The sequence below is a fragment of the Acinetobacter sp. SK-43 genome, assembly GCF_015351505.1.
Taxonomy (GTDB): domain Bacteria; phylum Pseudomonadota; class Gammaproteobacteria; order Pseudomonadales; family Moraxellaceae; genus Acinetobacter; species Acinetobacter junii.
The window spans coordinates 25,858-45,128 of sequence record NZ_JADKPY010000025.1 but is presented as its reverse complement, the minus strand read 5'-3'; the positions used below and the strand labels follow the sequence as shown (position 1 = coordinate 45,128).

17 protein-coding genes and 4 tRNA genes are annotated in these 19,271 nt (G+C 40.0%); 5 read left to right on the top strand and 16 right to left on the bottom strand.

The annotated features are described in order from the left end of the window. The first annotated feature begins 73 nt into the window (after positions 1-73). Positions 74-1,768, top strand: a complete 1,695-nt coding sequence (gene betA, locus IRT38_RS06560) for a choline dehydrogenase (RefSeq protein WP_194597258.1) — start codon at positions 74-76, stop codon at positions 1,766-1,768. A 64-nt stretch (positions 1,769-1,832) separates the two neighbouring features. Further along, on the top strand, positions 1,833-2,624 hold the full coding sequence (locus IRT38_RS06555; protein WP_194597257.1) for a TorF family putative porin: 792 nt from the start codon (positions 1,833-1,835) through the stop codon (positions 2,622-2,624). A gap of 51 nt (positions 2,625-2,675) precedes the next feature. Here the strand turns inward: IRT38_RS06555 and IRT38_RS06550 are convergent, their stop codons facing one another. Next, positions 2,676-3,851, bottom strand: a complete 1,176-nt coding sequence (locus IRT38_RS06550; protein WP_194597256.1) for a zinc-binding dehydrogenase — start codon at positions 3,849-3,851, stop codon at positions 2,676-2,678. A 338-nt stretch (positions 3,852-4,189) separates the two neighbouring features. On the opposite strand from IRT38_RS06550, the gene prs reads away from it, so the two are divergent. From prs to IRT38_RS06535, 3 genes are all read left to right on the top strand, one after another. Next, complete coding sequence (gene prs / locus IRT38_RS06545) at positions 4,190-5,068, top strand: ribose-phosphate diphosphokinase (RefSeq protein ID WP_194597255.1); 879 nt, start codon at positions 4,190-4,192, stop codon at positions 5,066-5,068. Between the two features lie 24 nt (positions 5,069-5,092). Beyond that, positions 5,093-6,580 (top strand): nicotinate phosphoribosyltransferase, encoded by a 1,488-nt coding sequence (locus tag IRT38_RS06540; RefSeq protein ID WP_194597254.1) that lies wholly within the window; start codon positions 5,093-5,095, stop codon positions 6,578-6,580. A 365-nt stretch (positions 6,581-6,945) separates the two neighbouring features. Further along, on the top strand, positions 6,946-7,713 hold the full coding sequence (locus IRT38_RS06535) for an NUDIX hydrolase (RefSeq protein ID WP_194597253.1): 768 nt from the start codon (positions 6,946-6,948) through the stop codon (positions 7,711-7,713). A 22-nt stretch (positions 7,714-7,735) separates the two neighbouring features. On the opposite strand, the gene IRT38_RS06530 is transcribed toward IRT38_RS06535, so the two are convergent. The 15 genes from IRT38_RS06530 to IRT38_RS06460 form a co-directional block, all read right to left on the bottom strand. Further along, on the bottom strand, positions 7,736-9,340 hold the full coding sequence (locus tag IRT38_RS06530; RefSeq protein ID WP_194597252.1) for a GMC family oxidoreductase: 1,605 nt from the start codon (positions 9,338-9,340) through the stop codon (positions 7,736-7,738). A 185-nt stretch (positions 9,341-9,525) separates the two neighbouring features. Beyond that, a complete protein-coding gene (locus IRT38_RS06525) occupies positions 9,526-10,161 on the bottom strand; it encodes a nuclease-related domain-containing protein (protein ID WP_194597251.1) in 636 nt (211 codons plus the stop codon). Between the two features lie 112 nt (positions 10,162-10,273). Next, positions 10,274-10,741 (bottom strand): DMT family transporter, encoded by a 468-nt coding sequence (locus IRT38_RS06520; protein WP_194597250.1) that lies wholly within the window; start codon positions 10,739-10,741, stop codon positions 10,274-10,276. Between the two features lie 271 nt (positions 10,742-11,012). Further along, positions 11,013-11,089: transfer RNA gene (locus IRT38_RS06515), tRNA-Pro, on the bottom strand. Positions 11,090-11,106: 17 nt separating this feature from the next. Continuing rightward, positions 11,107-11,182 (bottom strand) — tRNA-His (locus IRT38_RS06510). Between the two features lie 38 nt (positions 11,183-11,220). Further along, positions 11,221-11,297: transfer RNA gene (locus IRT38_RS06505), tRNA-Arg, on the bottom strand. Positions 11,298-11,366: 69 nt separating this feature from the next. Further along, a tRNA-Pro gene (locus tag IRT38_RS06500) sits at positions 11,367-11,443 on the bottom strand. A 132-nt stretch (positions 11,444-11,575) separates the two neighbouring features. After that, positions 11,576-12,640, bottom strand: a complete 1,065-nt coding sequence (gene nadA / locus IRT38_RS06495) for a quinolinate synthase NadA (RefSeq protein ID WP_004914354.1) — start codon at positions 12,638-12,640, stop codon at positions 11,576-11,578. Positions 12,641-12,785: 145 nt separating this feature from the next. Beyond that, positions 12,786-14,006, bottom strand: coding sequence for a bifunctional glutamate N-acetyltransferase/amino-acid acetyltransferase ArgJ (gene argJ / locus IRT38_RS06490; RefSeq protein ID WP_004914356.1), 1,221 nt, complete (start codon positions 14,004-14,006; stop codon positions 12,786-12,788). A 349-nt stretch (positions 14,007-14,355) separates the two neighbouring features. Continuing rightward, positions 14,356-14,844 (bottom strand): methylated-DNA--[protein]-cysteine S-methyltransferase, encoded by a 489-nt coding sequence (locus tag IRT38_RS06485; protein WP_194597249.1) that lies wholly within the window; start codon positions 14,842-14,844, stop codon positions 14,356-14,358. A gap of 63 nt (positions 14,845-14,907) precedes the next feature. Beyond that, positions 14,908-15,225 (bottom strand): DMT family transporter, encoded by a 318-nt coding sequence (locus IRT38_RS06480; RefSeq protein ID WP_004952367.1) that lies wholly within the window; start codon positions 15,223-15,225, stop codon positions 14,908-14,910. A 167-nt stretch (positions 15,226-15,392) separates the two neighbouring features. Continuing rightward, entirely contained in the window at positions 15,393-15,938 is a 546-nt protein-coding gene (locus IRT38_RS06475; protein WP_004960552.1) for a hypothetical protein, read from the bottom strand. A gap of 1 nt (position 15,939) precedes the next feature. Further along, positions 15,940-16,434: a hypothetical protein gene (locus IRT38_RS06470; RefSeq protein ID WP_125298882.1), complete on the bottom strand. Its 495-nt coding sequence runs from the start codon at positions 16,432-16,434 to the stop codon at positions 15,940-15,942. A gap of 82 nt (positions 16,435-16,516) precedes the next feature. After that, on the bottom strand, positions 16,517-17,416 hold the full coding sequence (locus IRT38_RS06465) for a copper resistance protein B (RefSeq protein ID WP_194597248.1): 900 nt from the start codon (positions 17,414-17,416) through the stop codon (positions 16,517-16,519). Then, complete coding sequence (locus IRT38_RS06460; RefSeq protein WP_194597247.1) at positions 17,403-19,271, bottom strand: copper resistance system multicopper oxidase; 1,869 nt, start codon at positions 19,269-19,271, stop codon at positions 17,403-17,405. The genes IRT38_RS06465 and IRT38_RS06460 overlap by 14 nt, the downstream gene beginning before the upstream one ends.

The following is a 19,271-nucleotide window of genomic DNA, read 5'->3' as shown; positions in this document are numbered from 1 at the left end:
ATTGCGCTTTATCTTATCTTGATCAACTGAGTCACATGTATTCAGTTGATCTTGCAACAAATAAAGGCAGATTATGAATAAGCAAGAATACGATTATATTATTATTGGTGCAGGCTCAGCAGGTAACGTCCTTGCTGCACGTTTAACTGAAGATGCAGATATCTCAGTATTATTATTAGAAGCAGGCGGTCCAGATTATCGGCTTGATTTCCGCACGCAAATGCCAGCCGCTTTGGCATTTCCACTACAAGGCCGTCGCTACAATTGGGCATATTTGACCGACCCTGAACCACATATGAACAATCGCCGTATGGAGTGTGGTCGTGGTAAAGGTTTAGGTGGCTCATCACTGATCAATGGTATGTGCTATATCCGTGGTAATGCGATGGATTTAGACCAATGGTCAACCCATAAAGGGCTTGAAGATTGGAGCTATGCGGATTGTTTACCATATTACCGAAAATCAGAAACACGCGACATTGGTGCTAACGATTATCACGGCGGTGAAGGTCCTGTTTCAGTCACGACCCCAAAACAAGGCAATAATGAACTGTTTCATGCCATGATCGAAGCAGGTGTACAAGCAGGTTATCCACGTACAGATGATTTAAACGGTTTTCAGCAAGAAGGCTTCGGTCCGATGGATCGAACTGTGACACCGCAAGGGCGTCGTTCGAGTACTGCTCGTGGTTACTTAGATATGGCAAAAGGTCGACCAAATTTGACGATTGTCACCCATGCCATGACCAATAAAATCTTATTTAGTCATAAACAAGCAATTGGTGTCGAATACATTATTGGTGCAGATCAAGCCAACATGAAACAAGCACATGCCAAACGCGAAGTCTTGTTATGTGCAGGTGCAATTGCATCACCGCAAATTTTACAGCGCTCAGGTGTTGGACAAAGCACTTTCCTCAAATCGATGGATATTGAAGTCATTCAAGACTTACCTGGCGTGGGTGAAAACCTGCAAGATCATTTGGAAATGTATTTACAATACAAATGTAAAAAACCAGTTTCACTTTACCCAGCATTGAAATGGTACAACCAACCTGCGATTGGTGCAGAGTGGTTATTCCTGGGCAAAGGGATTGGAGCAAGCAATCAATTTGAAGCTGGTGGATTCATTCGTTCATCTGATGAATTTGAATGGCCAAATATTCAGTATCACTTCTTACCTGTCGCAATTAACTACAATGGTAGTAATGCTGTGAATGAGCATGGCTTTCAAGCTCATGTTGGTTCAATGCGTTCACCGTCACGTGGTCGGATCAAACTCAAATCCAAAGATCCATTTGAACATCCAAGTATCTTATTTAATTACATGTCCACCGAACAAGATTGGCGTGAATTCAGAGATGGGATTCGTATCACGCGTGAAATCATGCATCAACCTGCACTTGACCCTTATCGTGGCGAAGAAATCAGCCCAAGTATGCAGTTAAAAACCGATGCTGAACTAGACTCTTTTGTTCGAGAACATGCCGAGACAGCCTACCATCCATCATGCAGTTGCAAAATGGGTGAAGATGAAATGGCTGTTGTCGATGGTCAAGGTCGTGTTCACGGCGTACGCGGGCTACGTGTAATTGATGCCTCTATCATGCCAATCATTATCACAGGCAACTTAAATGCCACCACGATTATGATGGCAGAAAAAATTGCTGATCAAATTCGCGGACAAAAATTACCACCTTCGCAAGCACCTTATTTCAAAGCAGGATCAAGCCCTGTTCGTCAGACTCCTTTACGTCCATTTGCATAACCTAGTCCAGTTATGTTCAGCACCTTATGACACTAAGGTGCTGCCAACCATTAGGAAAATTCAAATGAAAAAAATTTTATTGCTACTCCCTTTGGGCTTCTTCTCGCACACTACATATGCCACTGAAGCAAGCACAGAAATAGCATCACCTTTTAGCGCTAATCTAACACTCGCAAGTCAATATGTATCACGTGGTTTTCAACAAACTTGGGGCAAACCTGCAATTCAAGGTGGAATAGACTATAACCATGATAATGGTTTTTATGCTGGAACTTGGGCATCGACTGTGAGTGATCATTTTATTCGTGATGCATCAGTAGAGTGGGATGTTTATACGGGTTACAGCCGTAGTTTTGGAGATTTAACTCTAGGCACTAAAGTCGCTTACTACTATTATCCTGGCGCCAAAACTACAGCAGAAACAGGAAATACTCGCTTTGATTACGGTGAAATAATCCCAGAAATCAGTTATGGACCATTAAGTGTTAAATATTCCATTACCTACACCCAAGATTACTTCGGGAATAACTCGGATACTTTAGGTATTGGTACTAATAAACATTCTCGTGGTTCAGGTTATCTTGATGTCAGTTGGCATCAACCTTTAGGGCAAGGCTGGTCAGCAGATGCGCACTATGGTCATCAGCGAATCAAAAACTTCTCGGATGCAAACTTTCAAGACATCAGCTTTGCCGTTAATAAAGAACTCCCCTACAACCTTTTGGGAAGTTTAAGTTATAGCAAAGCATGGGATAAAGATGATTACTACAAGCAATATAGCAATGGTAATCCAAATGCCAAAGTCTCAAATCCAATTGATTCCACTGTGGCTGTCTCACTGACAAAAAGCTTTTAATCCGCACAATAAAAAAAGCTGCAATCAATGCAGCTTTTTATTCAATATGATTTAAGCATTGATCAACTGAATATCTGATCCTGCTCGTTTTGGATCGATCAGAATTTTTGCATGTTGCTCTGGATCACGTAAGGCATCAAAGGCATTCCCTACACCTTCCAAACCAACCACACCTGTAATCAGTGGTGATACATCAATTTTACCTTCAGCAATCATATGCAGGGTGTCACGAAACTCAAGTGGGGTGTATCCCAATACATATTGGATTTCCAATTCTTTATTGATTGCCAATGCAGGTTCGATCTTATCGCTTTGCATACAAACGCCAACACCCACAATACGTGAGAACAATGGCGCACCCTCCAAAATTTGCTGCATGATGCCAGCGACACCCACGCATTCAAAAATCACAGGACGTTTCGGTAATAGACCAAGCTTATCTCCCACGCGCATAGCATTTACCCATGGCAAAGAGAAAGTCTGAACTTTATCAAAAATACCCATCCCCATATTGATTGCTTCAGAAACATTGCCGAGTAGACCAAGCTCTTTCCAACTACTAAATGGAGATTGTTGTTTAGGATCAGTCAAGACATCTGCACCGCATAGTTCAGCGAGTCTACGACGATTTGGTGAAAAATCACTAGCAACTACCGTTTTAACTCCCGCGGCTTTGAGCATAATAATTACGCCTAAACCAACAGGACCACAGCCAATTACAATCGCTGGTTCATTTTTCTTAATCCGACTACGACGAACTGCATGTAAAGCAACAGCCATCGGTTCAGTTAACGCTGCGCTGTCTGCATCTAAGCCATTCGGCACTTCAAACATTAAACTTGATTGGACTAAGATTTGCTCAGCATAACCACCCGAAGCACTCGGTGATAGACCAGTTGGAACATAACCTTTTGGATCAACATTTAATAGCGGCATCGCACAAACTAGTGTGTCGGCTTTTAATTTACGGCGCGTTTTTGGACCATAATCTAAGACTTTACCGCAGAACTCATGACCGAAAACCAGCTTATCTGAGGATTTTGCTACCCCATTAAAACCCACACGTGCTGCCAAATCATGCATATGATCACAGTGATGTTGCATGTGTAAATCAGAACCACAGATTCCACAACGTACCACTTCAAGTAACACCTGTCCTTTAGCAGGAACTAATTGAAGACTATCTTCAAGCTTCAATTCAGCGTTATGACAAACTAGAGATTTCATAGGATGCTTTCCTTATTGTTTTATTGCATGTGTTAACTGTTTTAATTTTTTCATTAAAACAGTTTAGCTCACTTATTTCATTTTTAATTTTGACATACAGCATTGTCAGAACATATGACTTAAAGATCAATACCCCTATCAAATAAGGTCAGCTTTATAAATCACTCGATAATGCAGTTTAAAAATCATTCTCTTTTAACTTCAAATAGATGAATCTTTTTTTCTAAATTACTCCCTATTTTTATTAAAAAAGATCGAATTTAACACTTGCTTTCAATAGTGTCTTTATGCCAATATATATTTACTGGCTTTAAGCCACTATAAAAGAGAAATTAAAAATGACGATCCAACTTATGACAGCTCAAGCGAATGTTCCCATCGAGTTTTTGCAGTTTTCAGGTGGCGAACGTCATATTCAACTACAACCAGAGTTATTGAACCAATTACAAGCACACGCTCAGATCACAGCCTCACTGAATCACAGTACAGATGTAATGGACTATCTATTACTAGAAAATGTGTTGTTAGAACAAGGCACTCGCTTTTCAGTGGAAATCCCTTATTTTCCTTACGCACGTCAAGATCGTATCTGTGCACAAGGTCAGGCCTTCTCATTAGATTTAATGACCAAGTTATTGAATAGCAATAGCGAAAAATTTGCAGGACAACGCCAGAAAATTGTGGTGTGGGATTGTCATAGTCCAAAGACCATAGAGCTGTTACGCAAAAATACTAACTTCCAAGAGGTAATCAATATCGAACCGATTGAGATTATCCAGCAAAGCTCAACATTGATGCAGATCTTAAGCGCAGATAATACCGTGTTGATCTGTCCTGATGCAGGTGCAATACAACGCACCCATGCGATTGCCAACGGCATCAATTCGCAACGTCAACAAGGAATAGACATCATTCACTGTGAAAAACAACGTGATCCAAACACTGGAAAAATTAGAGCAATAGCGGTGGATAGCCCTGATTTGACAGGAAAAACAGCCGTGATCACCGATGATATTTGTGACGGTGGTGCAACATTTATTGGTATTGCCAAACAACTACGCAGCCTAAACTGCCAAAACATTATTTTGTATGTCACACACGGCATTTTTAGTAAGGGGCTGGCGGTATTTGATGGCTTGGTCGATCAGGTCTTTACCAGCAATAGCCTGCCACAAGCAGAAGCAAACAAACTCAATATCATCAATTTTCAAAATTAAGCTCTTAAGTAAGAGGCCTATAAAATGAGTATTAAAATAAATCCACTCAATGCAATTGATTTCTACAAAGCCGATCACCGTCGTCAGTATCCAGTGGGGACTGAATACGTCTATGCTAACTTTACCCCTCGCTCATCACGTTTAGCCAAAATGCTGCCTGATTTTGATGACAAGATTGTGTTCTTCGGTTTACAAGGTTTTATCAAACATTTTTTAATTGAAACTTGGAACGAGGGCTTCTTTAATCAACCTAAAGCCAAAGTAGTCGCAGCCTATAAACGTCGCATGGACAATTCTCTAGGTGAAGGTGCTGTTCCGGTCGAACACATCGAAGCCCTTCACGATCTTGGCTATTTACCATTAAAGATTAAAGCACTAGAAGAAGGTAGTCGAGTCAATATCAAAGTGCCTGTATTGACCATTATCAATACTGATCCGAATTTCTTTTGGTTAACCAACTATATTGAAACTGTGCTCAGTGCCGAATTATGGAAAAGTTGCACCACTTCAACAATTGCTTATGAATACAAACGCTTGTTAACTCAATATGCAGAAAAAACAGGTGTACCTTTAGACTTTGTTGCTGTTCAAGGCCATGATTTTAGTAGCCGTGGGATGAGTGGGATCTATGATGCAGCTCAATCAGGCGTGGGGCACTTGACCAGTTTTATCGGTACCGATTCAGTTGCATCAATTGACTATGCTGAAGAATATTATAACGCCACTGGTGTCGTCGGTGTTTCGGTGCCTGCAACAGAACACAGTGTGATGTGTATGGGCAGTGAAGAGAGTGAAATCGAGACCTTTAGACGTCTGATCTGTGAACTCTATCCGAGTGGCGTGGTCAGTATTGTTTCAGATACTTGGGATTTTTGGCGTGTGATTACTGAGTTTAGTGTGGAATTGAAATCAGATATTTTAAAACGTCAACCGAATGCTCTCGGACTCGCCAAAGTGGTGTTTCGCCCTGACTCAGGTGATCCAGTGAAAATTATCTGTGGCGATCCTGATGCAGAGCTAGATAGTCCTGCATATAAAGGTGCAGTGCAATGTTTATGGGAAATTTTTGGCGGCACAGAAACAGCTCAAGGCTATAAAGTACTCAACGAGCGTGTTGGTTTAATCTATGGTGACTCGATTACTCTAGAACGTGCACAAAATATCTTAAAAGGTTTGGAGGCCAAAGGCTTTGCTTCAAATAATCTGGTCTTTGGAATTGGCAGCTATACCTATAACTATTTAACGCGTGACACCTTTGGCTTTGCCGTAAAAGCCACTTGGGGTCAAGTCAACGGCGTAGGTCGTGAGCTGTTTAAAGACCCTGTGACAGATTCGGGTGTTAAAAAATCAGCCAAAGGTTTATTAAGGGTTGAACAAACTAATAATGGCTTTGAGTTATTTGATCAACAAAGCTTTGAACAGGAAAATAAGGGGGTATTGCAAACAGTATTTGAAAATGGTCAATTATTAAGAGAATGCTCTCTTGACCAAATTCGGGAGAGATTGGTCTAGGCAAAACTCTCTATGATTAAAACACATCCAGTGATTAGAAACTCGGAAAAGTCATCCGCAACCTGAACAAGCCAAAGCGACTAAAGCTTTGGCGTAGTGCAAGATAAATGAAATGAATAGTTAAGCGCTTAAGCAAAGCTTTCGCCTTACGGTACGGCAAAGATTATCAATCTTTGCCGTACCTCAGATTTTGCCTACTTTTGCCAAAACATTTACGAAGCTTTAAACGCTTCTCAGGTCGAGCCTGAACAAACTAAAGTGATTAAAGCTTTAGTGAAAAGACGTAGTGGCTTATCCTAAAATATGATGAGAACCCAATAAGACTCCGCTATGATGTTACTTTATTCCGATTTCTTAATATTTCTATGAGTAAGGAAACTATCCATACTTCCGAACAGGAATACCTTGCCCACTATCAAAAAACAGACTATGACACGCCTCTGTTTACGGTCGATATGGCAATTTTTTCTGTAGCAAAAGGTCAATTACAAGTCTTAATGATTCAACGCTCCAACTTTCCCGAAAAAGGCAAATGGGCGCTACCGGGTGGCTTTGTCGATTTAAAAACCGATCCAGATTTAATGGCAACAGCACATCGTAAACTACTTGAAAAAACAGGGATTCATTCTCCGTACCTAGAACAAGTTGAAACCATCGGCAATCAGCATCGTGATCCGCGCGGTTGGTCGATTACATCACTGTATTTTGCACTGATTGATTTTAGTAAATTTGAAATTCAAAAGACTTCAACAACTGAAATGAGTAAATGGATTTCTATAGAAGAAGCCTTGCAACTAGAATTAGCTTTTGACCATCAGAAATTACTAAAATTAGCATTTGATCGCTTGTGCAATAAAACCCGCTATACCGCACTCCCAGCTAGTCTCATGCCTGAATTATTTACTCTGACCGAATTACAAACAATCTATGAAATTATTTTAGGTCATACCTTAGAAAAAAAATCATTTAGACGGCGTATGCAGGAAGCAGGTGCAGTTGAAGAAACAGGACAGCAGAAAATTGTCGGCAAGCGCCCTGCTCAATTATTTCGTTATGCACTAGATGATTTTAATTTCACCTTTCCGCGTATGTTGGAAACACCACGTAACTCAGATAATAAAGAAGAGAGCTAAGGCAAAACCTTAGCTCAAAATATCACTTCCAAGTTTCGCGGATCATATCCACTGCTTTTTCAGCAATCATGATCGCAGGTGCGTTGGTATTACCATTTACCACTGTTGGCATAATCGACGCATCAATCACACGCAAGCCTTGAATACCATATACTTTCAGCTCAGGATCAACCACAGCCATCTCATCTACACCCATTTTGCAGCTACCGACTGGGTGATACACCGTGTCAACACGTTGGCGTAAAATCTCACGAATCTCATCATCAGATTGCACGTTTGCAGTAAACATATCTTCTTTAATTTTTTCACTCAAAGCTGGTGCTTGCATCAACTTTTGCGTGACTTTAAATCCATCAACCATATCTTGAAGGTCTTGCTCATCCTCAAGGAATTTAAAATCAATTAATAGCGGATCATCCACGTTTTTACCACTGAGTTTGACCGAACCACGCGCACGAGGATTGAGCAAACATACATGGCATGAAATACCATGTCCTGTATGCATGGTTCGAGCATGGTTATCTACTACAGCAATGACGAAATGCAATTGTAAGTTAGGCTTATCCAGTTCAGGACGGCTTTTTAAGAAACCACCACACTCTGCATAATTGGTCGTAATTAAGCCTCGGCGCTCCTTACGATAACGCCCAATTTGTTTGATTAAATCTAAACTACCACCAACAGAAACACCGAAAGTTCCATCTATTTGTTTAGTCTTATAAGCAAAAATAAAATCAGGATGGTCATGCAGATTTTCACCAACCCCAGCTAAATCTTTAACCACAGGAATACCGTGTTTTTCTAATTCTTGACGAGGACCAATCCCCGAAAGCATCAACACTTGTGGTGATTGGAATGCCCCTGCAGAGAGTAAAACTTCTTTATTTGCACGAACAACAGTAGTTTGCCCTTTATGTTTAAACTCCACACCTACAGCCCGACCATTTTCGATCACAATCCGCGATACCATCGCTTGTGTGATCACATGTAAATTTGGACGCTTACCGATATAAGGCAATAAATATCCACGTGCAGCACTCCAACGTTCACCATTTTTCTGGGTAACTTGATAGACACCTACACCTTCTTGCTCTGCGCCATTAAAATCATCATTCAGTGGATAGCCCACTTGTTTAGCTGCTTCAATAAAGGTTTTTTGGTATGGATTATCTGAACGTAGTTCGCTTACATTGAGTGGACCATGCTGTCCATGATACTCATTTTTAATTCTTTCGTTATGTTCTGATTTTTTAAAATATGGTAACACTTCATCATAGGACCAACCGGTATTTCCTAAAGCTGCCCAATGATCATAATCATCCCGATGCCCGCGAATATACACCATTGCATTGATCGCTGAACTCCCCCCCAAGCATCTGCCACGTGGTTGATATCCTTTACGTCCATTTAAACCTTTTTGCGGTATGGTTTCTAGCGCCCAGTTATTCAGTTTTGTGGGAATACTAATCACCGCAGCCGCTGGTGTATTCACCAACCAGCTATTGCCGTCCCCACCGGCTTCCAATAAACACACTGATATATTTGGATTCTCCGAGAGTCTACCTGCAAGCACACTACCCGCCGAACCACCACCTATTACTACAAAGTCAAATGCTGTTTGTGTCATTGCTATCCCTGTTATTTTCATTCTTTCAAAATGCGAAAAGATTATGCTCAAATGCACATCTAAATATTCGTTTACTTGTCTAACAGACTTGATTATTCCTCATAAAAAGTAACTGGATATGGGGCAAAGTACAATAGCCAAATCTGGCAATACGATTGAGTTAAATCATCAATTTCTACAGTCACTTATACAGTGGATTTCTTTTCTATTTGCTTTTGCTTTAAATGCTCAACATGCAAACGATTTGTCTTCCAAGAAGGCTCTAATACTTCTTTTTCAATTCGATATTTAATTCTTTTTAACTTCATCGGACTAATCACCTGTTGATCAAAACGTTTTACGTATTCAATCCAAGCTTTACTACGAAAGACATTTTCAGGCATATCTGTTTTAAATTCGCTTCGAGCTGTAAATACAACAATAGAATGCAAATACTGCGGATCAACAACATCACTTAAAACCATTTCCAATACTTTAATATGCTTATAGTTTTGGTGTAACGGATTCTGAAATTTATAACTTTTCTTATAAATTTTTTGTGTCCACTGCTTCTGGTGAGCATTTCCAAAAATCCATCCCGTATAGTTTTTAGTTTCAACGATGAAAACACCATAAGGACTTATTAAAATATGATCAATTTGAGTCGTCCCGTCTTTCTGATCAGGTAAAGTACAATTATTGAGCAATATATATTCAGCACTTAAATACTTAGCAACATGCTCAGAAACCATAAACTCACCAACTTTCCCCTTGAAATTCGGTGATTTGAGATATGTAACTACAGCAAGCATAAGAAGAACTAAAATAATATAAAAGAACATACTTCCCCATGAGTATTTTATTTTTTAGAAATTAAAATCAACAGCATCAAATATACAATATATTTATCAAAATATTATTATAAAACTGAGTTAAGAACTAATTCATAATATTTTATTTGGTCGAACTTCTATATTCTCCAAATAGCATAATCAAACCACCAATAAAAATAAAAAGTAATCCAAATAATTTGAAAGCATCTATTTTCTTTATTTGCATCCCTAATAAACCACTATGATCAATTAAGGTAGCAAAAATCATTTGCCCTAAAAATATCCATAATAGTGTATTGGTTGCACCTATATGTGGAGCTGCCACAAACATACATAGAATATAAAGTGAACCCAAGAAACCTGACAACCACATCCACCAAGATGTATTTTGATAAAATAGTGGTTTCACCGTTCCATCCATCCACAATGCAATAACAAACGAAGCAATCGCACCGCCTATATAAAGAAAAAAGGTCGACTGTATTTGGCTTGCGCCACTGCTATGACGAAAGGCATTAATGACTGCCAATTGTAATGGAACAACTAGCCCACCTAATATACTAATCAAAACATAATGAATATTTTGCATTCATTGACTCTCATTTTTAGGTTTCTAATTTTTATGAACTAATTTGATTGAGTAACTCTTACTCCAAACTATCTTATAAAAACAAATACCGCATCAAACATTCTATAGTTCAATTGTGACTAAAATGCTTTTGATTAAATAATGAAAGCTTGGAGATAGAAATAATTTCAGAAGAGTAAATAAGTTTTCGTTATTTAATTAAATAAGATAGAAAAATACAGACGTAAAAAAAACCGCTGATTAGCGGCATTTTATCTCATCTTTAAGATGATGGTCGGAGCAGTAGGATTCGAACCTACGACCCCCTGGTCCCAAACCAGGTGCACTACCAGGCTGTGCTATGCTCCGATTACTCTATAAAAGAGTGGGGTGAATGACGGGATTCGAACCCGCGACAACTGGAATCACAATCCAGGGCTCTACCAACTGAGCTACATCCACCATAACGTTTGGTTCTATGTACCAAGCTACCAACTAAATGGCGCGCCTGACAGGATTCGAACCTGTGACCATCCGCTTAGAAGGCGGATGCTCTATCCAACTGAGCTACAGGCGCATAACGATGATAATACTATCAAGCGATACTTCGCCGATCTTAAAATAATGTTTTTCAACATCTTTTAAATGGTCGGAGCAGTAGGATTCGAACCTACGACCCCCTGGTCCCAAACCAGGTGCACTACCAGGCTGTGCTATGCTCCGATTTATCTCAGCTTTTATTGTATCGCACATCGTGCGGTACGGTGTGCATTCTAGGCTTGACGTCGCATCACGTCAACACCTAGTTTTAAAAAAAATGATTTTTCCTTATCAAATGTATATTTAACAAGCATTTTAACGCTTTAGAGAAGCACTAAAGTTCAACATTCGATCGAGTGGTAATTTTGCGCGTTCAGCCAATGCTGGATCGACGTGTATTTCTTGATCAGCATGTTGTAACACGTGCAAAATACCATCCAACTCATTCATTGCCATCCAAGGACAATGTGCACACGAACGACATGTTGCACCCTCACCCGCCGTTGGCGCTTCGAATAATTCTTTATCTGGTGCTGCTTGCTGCATCTTATAGAAAATACCGCGATCAGTAGCTACGATCATTTGTTTATGCGGTAAAGTCTGCGCTGCTTTGATCAGTTGCGAAGTACTTCCCACTGCATCTGCAATATCTACTACAGATTCAGGCGATTCAGGATGAACTAAAACTGCTGCATCAGGATATAGCGCTTTCATTTGTGCAATACCACGTGCACGGAATTCTTCATGTACGATACACGCGCCATCCCATAACAACATATCAGCACCCGTTTTCTTTTGGATGTAACGTCCTAAATGCTGATCAGGTGCCCAAATAATTTTTTCACCCAAGCTATCAAGATGCTCAATAATCTCGACTGCACAGCTTGAAGTTACCACCCAGTCAGCACGTGCTTTCACAGCTGCCGAAGTATTGGCGTACACCACGACAGTATGATCGGGATGTTGATCACAGAATGCTGTAAACTCATCTACTGGACAACCTAAGTCCAAAGAACAGGTTGCCTCAAGTGTAGGCATTAATACTGTCTTTTCAGGAGATAAAATTTTTGCTGTTTCTCCCATGAACTTTACCCCAGCAACTACGAGAGTTGATGCAGCATGATCACGACCAAAGCGCGCCATTTCTAGAGAATCAGAAACACAACCACCTGTTAATTCTGCAAGCTCTTGAACATCAGGATCACAGTAGTAATGTGCAACAAGGACAGCATCACGCTTTTTCAGCTCAGCTGCAATTTGTGCGAACTTTTCTTGTTTCACTTCTGGGCTGAGGCTATGGTCCTTTGGCTCACCCAAACGATCTAAATGCGCCTGCACAATATTTTTGGCTTCGTTCGCAATTAAATTCGCATCATTCATAAAACGTCTTCTCTATCCTGCGTGCTTGCATCACAGCAAACATATAACGTGGGTATCTAGGGTGATCATTTGGGATGAATCACTTCGTCCACACATGAGTGATATAAAAAAAGCCCCACTGTGGAGGCTTTATTATAACGCATATTTACGAACGATAATCGGCATTAATTTTGACGTAGTCATAAGAAAAATCACAGGTATAAACTGTGTCTTTCGCTTCGCCTCGTCCTAGATCAATACGAATCGTAATTTCTTTCTCAGCCATCACAGCAGCGCCTGCTTCTTCAGTATAGTCAGGATTCGCACCACCATCCAAGCAAATCTGGACATCACCTAACCACACTTGAACCTTACTGCTATCTAAGTTTGGAACACCTGCTTTACCAATCGCCATTACAATACGTCCCCAGTTTGGATCAGAAGCGAATAAAGCTGTTTTAATGAGTGGTGACTCAGCAACACTATAAGCAACATCACAACACTCTTGGGTATTGGCTCCGCCTTCCACCTGTACCGTAATGAATTTAGTTGCACCTTCACCATCACGCACAATCAATTGTGCTAAACGATTCATAATACGCGCAAGTACATCCAGCACTTGTTGGTAACGAGGGTCATCTTGTGATTCAATTTCCGCACCACCAGCTAGACCTGTTGCTACAAAAATACAAGAGTCATTGGTTGAAGTGTCGCCATCGATTGTGATGCGGTTAAACGAATGTTCAACAGTCGTTTGTAACAGTTGCTGAACAAGTACTTTTGATATTGGTGCATCTGTTGCAACAAAGCTCAACATGGTTGCCATGTTCGGGCGAATCATACCCGCACCTTTACTGATTCCAGTCATGGTGTATGTCACACCATCAAGCTCAAACTGTTCAGATGCACCTTTCGGAGTAGTATCTGTGGTCATAATGCCAGAAGCAGCTTCAGCCCAACGATCCGCATTTAAATCATTTAATGCAGGCTGAATACCTTGAACTAAACGCTCAATCGGGAGTTGCTCACCGATTACACCTGTTGAAAAAGGTAGAATCTGATTCGCTTGGACACCTGCTAATTCCGCTAATTTGGCACACGTCGTTTCTGCATTTTTATAACCTACAGTTCCTGTTGCCGCATTTGCATTACCAGTGTTAATAATCAAATAACGTGGTGTATTTTCTGCCAAGTGTTTTTTACTAAGCAAAACCGGCGCAGCAGCAAATGCACTTTGAGTAAATACACCTGCAACATTTGAACCTTCAGCAAATTCAAAAATGACTAGATCTCGTCGATTTGGATAACGTACATACGCCTCAGTTGAGCCAATTTTTACACCCTGCACCACATGCATAAGTGGCATTGTTACGTCACCAACAGCCATTTTTAAACTTCCATTCAATTTGTTATGAAAAAGAAAATGAATACATACCCTATATATGCGACTCGGAAAGTTCATCTACAACCTGCGTGGTATTTGTAATATCCCGTTTCTGCGATAGATAAAACAAATGCAGCAAGTGAACAGGTTTTGTAGATGACAATGCCTTTGGTTACTTTGGGCGAAACCAAAGTAACTCGAACCGAAGGTTATTCCTAATATTGGATTACGCTAAGCAAGACACCGCCTCGCCAATAACTGAGTTACGGTTCAAGTCATAAAATATGTGGATTCATATCTGTTAAGTAGCTTATTCCAAAAAGCAATGAAAATCGAGTATTAACAATACAGATTATGGAATTTGACTTTGCTCTAAACTGAGTAAAATCTGCTTCTTATCCAACCCACCAGCGAAACCAACCAATGCCCCACTTGATCCAATCACTCGATGACACGGCGCAATAATCGAAATCGGGTTCTTACCATTCGCAGCACCTACTGCACGTACAGCTTTTTCATTACCAATCTGGAGTGCAATCTCTTTATAACTACGTTTTTCCCCGTAAGGAATCGTCAATAAAGCCTTCCAAACCTGCTGCTGAAAATCAGTGCCTTGAAAATCAAGAGGTAAATCAAATTGTTGGCGCTGCCCTACGAAGTATTCTTCTAATTGTTTTTTAACTCGCTGTAACATCGGATGTTGATGATCTTCTAAGGGCTTTGCTAAACGAACTCTTTTATGATCTTCATTATCCCACATGACTGCAACTAAAGCCTGATCATGTGCAACCAATTTTAATGCACCCACAGGAGAATCCATATACATATAAACCAATTGCATTAAAAATTCCCCATAGGCTTTGTTCCATTCAGCTTACTCAATCCGATAAGATGCTGAATTTTCTTAATTTGAAGACAATTTCATTAAAATCAGACCAGATACGATCAACACTGCTGCAATCATTCGCATTGCGGTCATCGGCTCATTCAAAATGAGAATACCTACCACGAAAGAGCCAATCGCTCCAATCCCTGTCCACACCGTATATGCTGTACCTAAAGGAAGTGAACGCATTGAAATCGACAATAAAACAACACTTAAAATCATGAAAACAATAGTCACGATGCTTGGCGTTAGCTTAGTAAAACCTTCAGACATTTTCATAGAATATGCCCAAATAATTTCGAAAATACCCGCCAAGATTAAAATTGCCCAAGCCATTTTTAACAGTCTACTTTATCAATAGTCAGGTCGTCCCAACGTGATTCTTTGCAAGGAGGTCGTCCTCCTTCGTTGAACAGTTTACTGTAAAATGCGCAATTGTGTGAATTGTTGTGTATCTAGATAACTTAAATATTTGAAATAATTAAAATTTCTTAATACAACTATTACTGCCAAACGATACTTTCAACTTTCATGAGTTCACAAGCACCATTCCCTGTATCTTCTCGAGATAGAGAGCTTTTCCATCGCCAGCCATCTGAAGCCTGAATCTCAATCAATGAACCTTTTAAATAAACCAAATCATCTTTTTTTATCTTCTTCATTTGCGATGCCACAGAAGGATTTGCTGGGACTAAATGCATGTTGGCACTATGTGTTGCAATCTCTCTTAATGAAATAGGTGGCTCATTTTCAACTTTCCAATAATACCAACGATTACTTTGAGAAATATCAATGCGCTCATACACTTGCGGTTTCGCCATCTCTCCCCAACCGACCGCAATGTCGATCGGTGAAAATTCAGCTTCTCTTCCCCAATGATAATCTTCTTTGGATAAGACACGGAAAGAACCTTCATACTTTTCTAATTCAATGATTTGAACATTCTGTTGTGTCTTGAGTTGATCTAAATCAGGAACAGGTTTTAAAAAATTTGTCCAAATTAACCATGCAAATGCGACTGCTAATACCCAATACATCCATTTAGGCATCTCATTTATCCCTTTTGTTTCGTATCGCATTCATCCATTGATTTAAATGCTGAAATATAGTCTTCAAAAAAATCTGGAATTGATAAAAATAATTATGCTTAGATGAATCTATAGATTCCTCTTGTATCGAATCCTTATGTCGATCAATCATGATCTGAATCGGTTCGTAATGCGACATGGTTTGTTGCAACTCCACCCCTAAATTCAAACACTCAAGTTTATAAGTGAGCAGAGATAAATCATCTCGATGGTACAACGTGAGGTGCTTACAGTTTAAATCTATATGATGCTCGATTAATACTTCCGAGAAAGGAATTAATGCTTTTCTGATTCGTTGTACATCCTGATCATCTTTCATCAGAGGGATATAATAATAGCTCACCTGCATAGAACTATTATTGCTCCGCTGTGAATCTGAAAAAGACGATTGATTGCTAATCTTTTCGAGGGAATCTGTTATTGCTGTTATTTGATTGTTTTGTTGTTCTAAAGCCATTTATACACCATCAATGACTCAAAAAAGATACTGCTAGTATAAACCAACAGTATCTCAGTAAAGTGACTTTTTAGACAAAGTATCAGAACTTTAGCGTTAATCCCGTAGCATATAACCAACCCTTTTCACTTTCAGAAGCAGCTTGCCATGGTGTTTGCTCCGCACCTTTATGATAAGCATATGCTACATCTACAAAAGGCATAAGTTTTTTATTGATCTCATAACGCACTTGTACACCCGTTTGTAGTTTAGATAACCCTGATTTCTTTGCATATTTTGATTCATCACTCAATACCACATCTGCATTCAAATAGGGTTGAGCAATTAACTTTTGTGTAAATAGCAAGTCTCGACTGGTTTCTAAACTCAACTGCCAACGCTGATCTTGTCCAGCAAAAACATAAGCTTCTGTTTCAAAGAAATATGGTGCTAAACCATGCAAACCGAATACAGCACTCCATTGATCTTGATCTAGCTGATGTTCTGGTTGATATTGATAACGTACACCCGCCTGTATATCCCAAAAATCTGCAATATTTCTGCTATATAAAGTCATTGCTTCAGTTTCAGCTTTTTCTGATTCAGCCTTCTCAACATGGGCTTTGATGAAGATTTTATTTTCATCTGTACCCACCCATGTTTTTAACTCGGTGCTTACACTACCATTTCCATCTTCATCAACCGTCCAAGCATTTTCTAAGCTGGTTGACTGGTATATTTGCCCGCCATGTTCGTTATGATGACTATGTTCTGCATCTTGAACATCGCTTAAATATGCAAGTTTGGACTGTTCATGTTTCTGATGATCCGTCTTTGACGTTTCCATCACAACCGTCTGTTGCTGTGAAGCTTGATTCATCTGCAACATTTGATTATGAGCTTCATGGGCATGGGCAAATCCTCCCAAAGAGGATGCAATACCACTCACCACGATCAACTGTGTATATCGTTTCATCTTCGAAGACTGCTTAATGATGTGCATGGCTTTCTCCTGTCGATGGTTGAACTGGTGTAGATGTTGGTTGAGTGGCTGTTTTTGCCTCATTGACATTCGCAACAATCAACTTACTCATCATTCCTGCACTCATGTGATAGAGCAAATGACAGTGAATCGCCCACTCTCCTAATTCATCAGCTGTCAGTAATGCAGTTACGGTTTTACCGGGTGGTACGATCACGGTATGCTTATTTGGCATATCGGCTGCGCTTTGTCCATTTTCTAGCTGCATAAACATGCCATGTAAATGCATAGGATGTGCCATCATACTTTCATTGACAAACTTCAAACGAATTCGCTCACCGTACTGCACTTTCAATGGTTCAAAATCTTTATCACTGAATTTTTTCCCATCAATTGTCCAAATATATCGTTCCATCGTCCCACCTAAACGAATCACGAGTTCTCTTTCTGCAGCACGCGTATCAGGCTGAGGAGTTAATGCTTTTAGATCGGTATATTGCAATGCTTTATGTCCAACAGGTGTGGATGCATTTGCCCAACCTTGAACAGCTTGTGGTTTATGTTGGTTTGTTACGGACATAGATGATTGTTTCTTATCCGAATGGTGATGCATCTGGCTCATATTCATGTCGGTATGAGATTTATGGTTCATATCGCCCATATCCATTTCACCATGCGCATTATGATTCATTGTCATCTTACTCATCTGAGTATGTTGGCTATGATCCACTTTAGACTTATCCATTTCAGCATGCTGGCTATGATCCATTTTGCTCGTTTCATCTTGCTGATGCGCTCCATGTCCCATATCGTCCATGGTCAATAATGCACGTGGACGCGCTGCCGGCATCGTCACGGTCTGTTGTGCTGGCTTCATCTCATTCTGCAATGACGCGATTGCAAAACCAGAACGATCAATTGACTCTGCTTGGATTTGATAATGCGTTTGAGTTGGTTCAACAATTACATCATAAGTTTCTGCTGCACCAATTCTAAATTTATCGACTGGAACAGGTTGGACAGGCTGACCATCAGCACTAACAACCATCATTTTTAAATTAGGAATTCGCACATCAAAAAAAGACATCGCCGAAGCATTGATAAACCGTAAGCGAACTTTTTCTCCTGCTTTGAAAGCACCTGTCCAATTTTGTTGTGGTGTTTTCCCATTCACTAAAAAGGTATAGCCAGTGACATCCGATAAATCAGTTTTCAGCATGCGCATCTGATTCCACATCGAACGATCTTGCCATGTAGCTTTCAAACCTTGATCTTTCAGTTGTGACCAAACATCAGCGACTGTTTCACGTTGATTTTGATAGTACTCCGCTGATTTTTTTAGATTTGCCATGATCTTGTCACTTTTCGTTTCATGGAAATCGGAAAGCATCACAACATAATCACGTTCAGCACTTTCATGTTTGGCTACAGGCTGTTTTCCTTTGGGATAAATGACCAAAGGACCATATAAACCATCCTGTTCCTGACCTTTACTATGTGCGTGATACCAATAAGTTCCGTTTTGTCGTACTTTAAAACGATACTCAAAACTACCATTAGGCTTAATACCTTTAAAGCCATTGAAGCCCGGAACACCATCCATAAGCCCTGGTAAAAGTAAACCATGCCAATGCAGAGAGGTATCTTGATCTTTAAGTTGATTATGGACATGAATGACCGCTTCATCCCCTTCTTCAAACTCCAGCAAAGGCGCAATAAATTTGCCATTCACTGTAATTCTTTGAACAGGTTTTCCTGTGACATTCACCATCTCTTGATTGATATTAAGATGATACTCTTTGATTGCAGCCATGCTATAGGGCGCGAATAAGAGACCGAAACTCGCAATAACACCAGCATATAATTTTGAAGACAT

Coding starts and splice junctions, on each gene's coding strand:
- betA (WP_194597258.1), top strand. CDS start 74: ATGAATAAGCAAGAATACGATTATATTATTATTGGTGCAGGCTCAGCA.
- IRT38_RS06555 (WP_194597257.1), top strand. CDS start 1,833: ATGAAAAAAATTTTATTGCTACTCCCTTTGGGCTTCTTCTCGCACACT.
- IRT38_RS06550 (WP_194597256.1), bottom strand. CDS start 3,851: ATGAAATCTCTAGTTTGTCATAACGCTGAATTGAAGCTTGAAGATAGT.
- prs (WP_194597255.1), top strand. CDS start 4,190: ATGACGATCCAACTTATGACAGCTCAAGCGAATGTTCCCATCGAGTTT.
- IRT38_RS06540 (WP_194597254.1), top strand. CDS start 5,093: ATGAGTATTAAAATAAATCCACTCAATGCAATTGATTTCTACAAAGCC.
- IRT38_RS06535 (WP_194597253.1), top strand. CDS start 6,946: ATGAGTAAGGAAACTATCCATACTTCCGAACAGGAATACCTTGCCCAC.
- IRT38_RS06530 (WP_194597252.1), bottom strand. CDS start 9,340: ATGACACAAACAGCATTTGACTTTGTAGTAATAGGTGGTGGTTCGGCG.
- IRT38_RS06525 (WP_194597251.1), bottom strand. CDS start 10,161: ATGTTCTTTTATATTATTTTAGTTCTTCTTATGCTTGCTGTAGTTACA.
- IRT38_RS06520 (WP_194597250.1), bottom strand. CDS start 10,741: ATGCAAAATATTCATTATGTTTTGATTAGTATATTAGGTGGGCTAGTT.
- nadA (WP_004914354.1), bottom strand. CDS start 12,640: ATGAATGATGCGAATTTAATTGCGAACGAAGCCAAAAATATTGTGCAG.
- argJ (WP_004914356.1), bottom strand. CDS start 14,006: ATGGCTGTTGGTGACGTAACAATGCCACTTATGCATGTGGTGCAGGGT.
- IRT38_RS06485 (WP_194597249.1), bottom strand. CDS start 14,844: ATGCAATTGGTTTATATGTATATGGATTCTCCTGTGGGTGCATTAAAA.
- IRT38_RS06480 (WP_004952367.1), bottom strand. CDS start 15,225: ATGGCTTGGGCAATTTTAATCTTGGCGGGTATTTTCGAAATTATTTGG.
- IRT38_RS06475 (WP_004960552.1), bottom strand. CDS start 15,938: ATGCCTAAATGGATGTATTGGGTATTAGCAGTCGCATTTGCATGGTTA.
- IRT38_RS06470 (WP_125298882.1), bottom strand. CDS start 16,434: ATGGCTTTAGAACAACAAAACAATCAAATAACAGCAATAACAGATTCC.
- IRT38_RS06465 (WP_194597248.1), bottom strand. CDS start 17,416: ATGCACATCATTAAGCAGTCTTCGAAGATGAAACGATATACACAGTTG.
- IRT38_RS06460 (WP_194597247.1), bottom strand. CDS start 19,271: ATGTCTTCAAAATTATATGCTGGTGTTATTGCGAGTTTCGGTCTCTTA.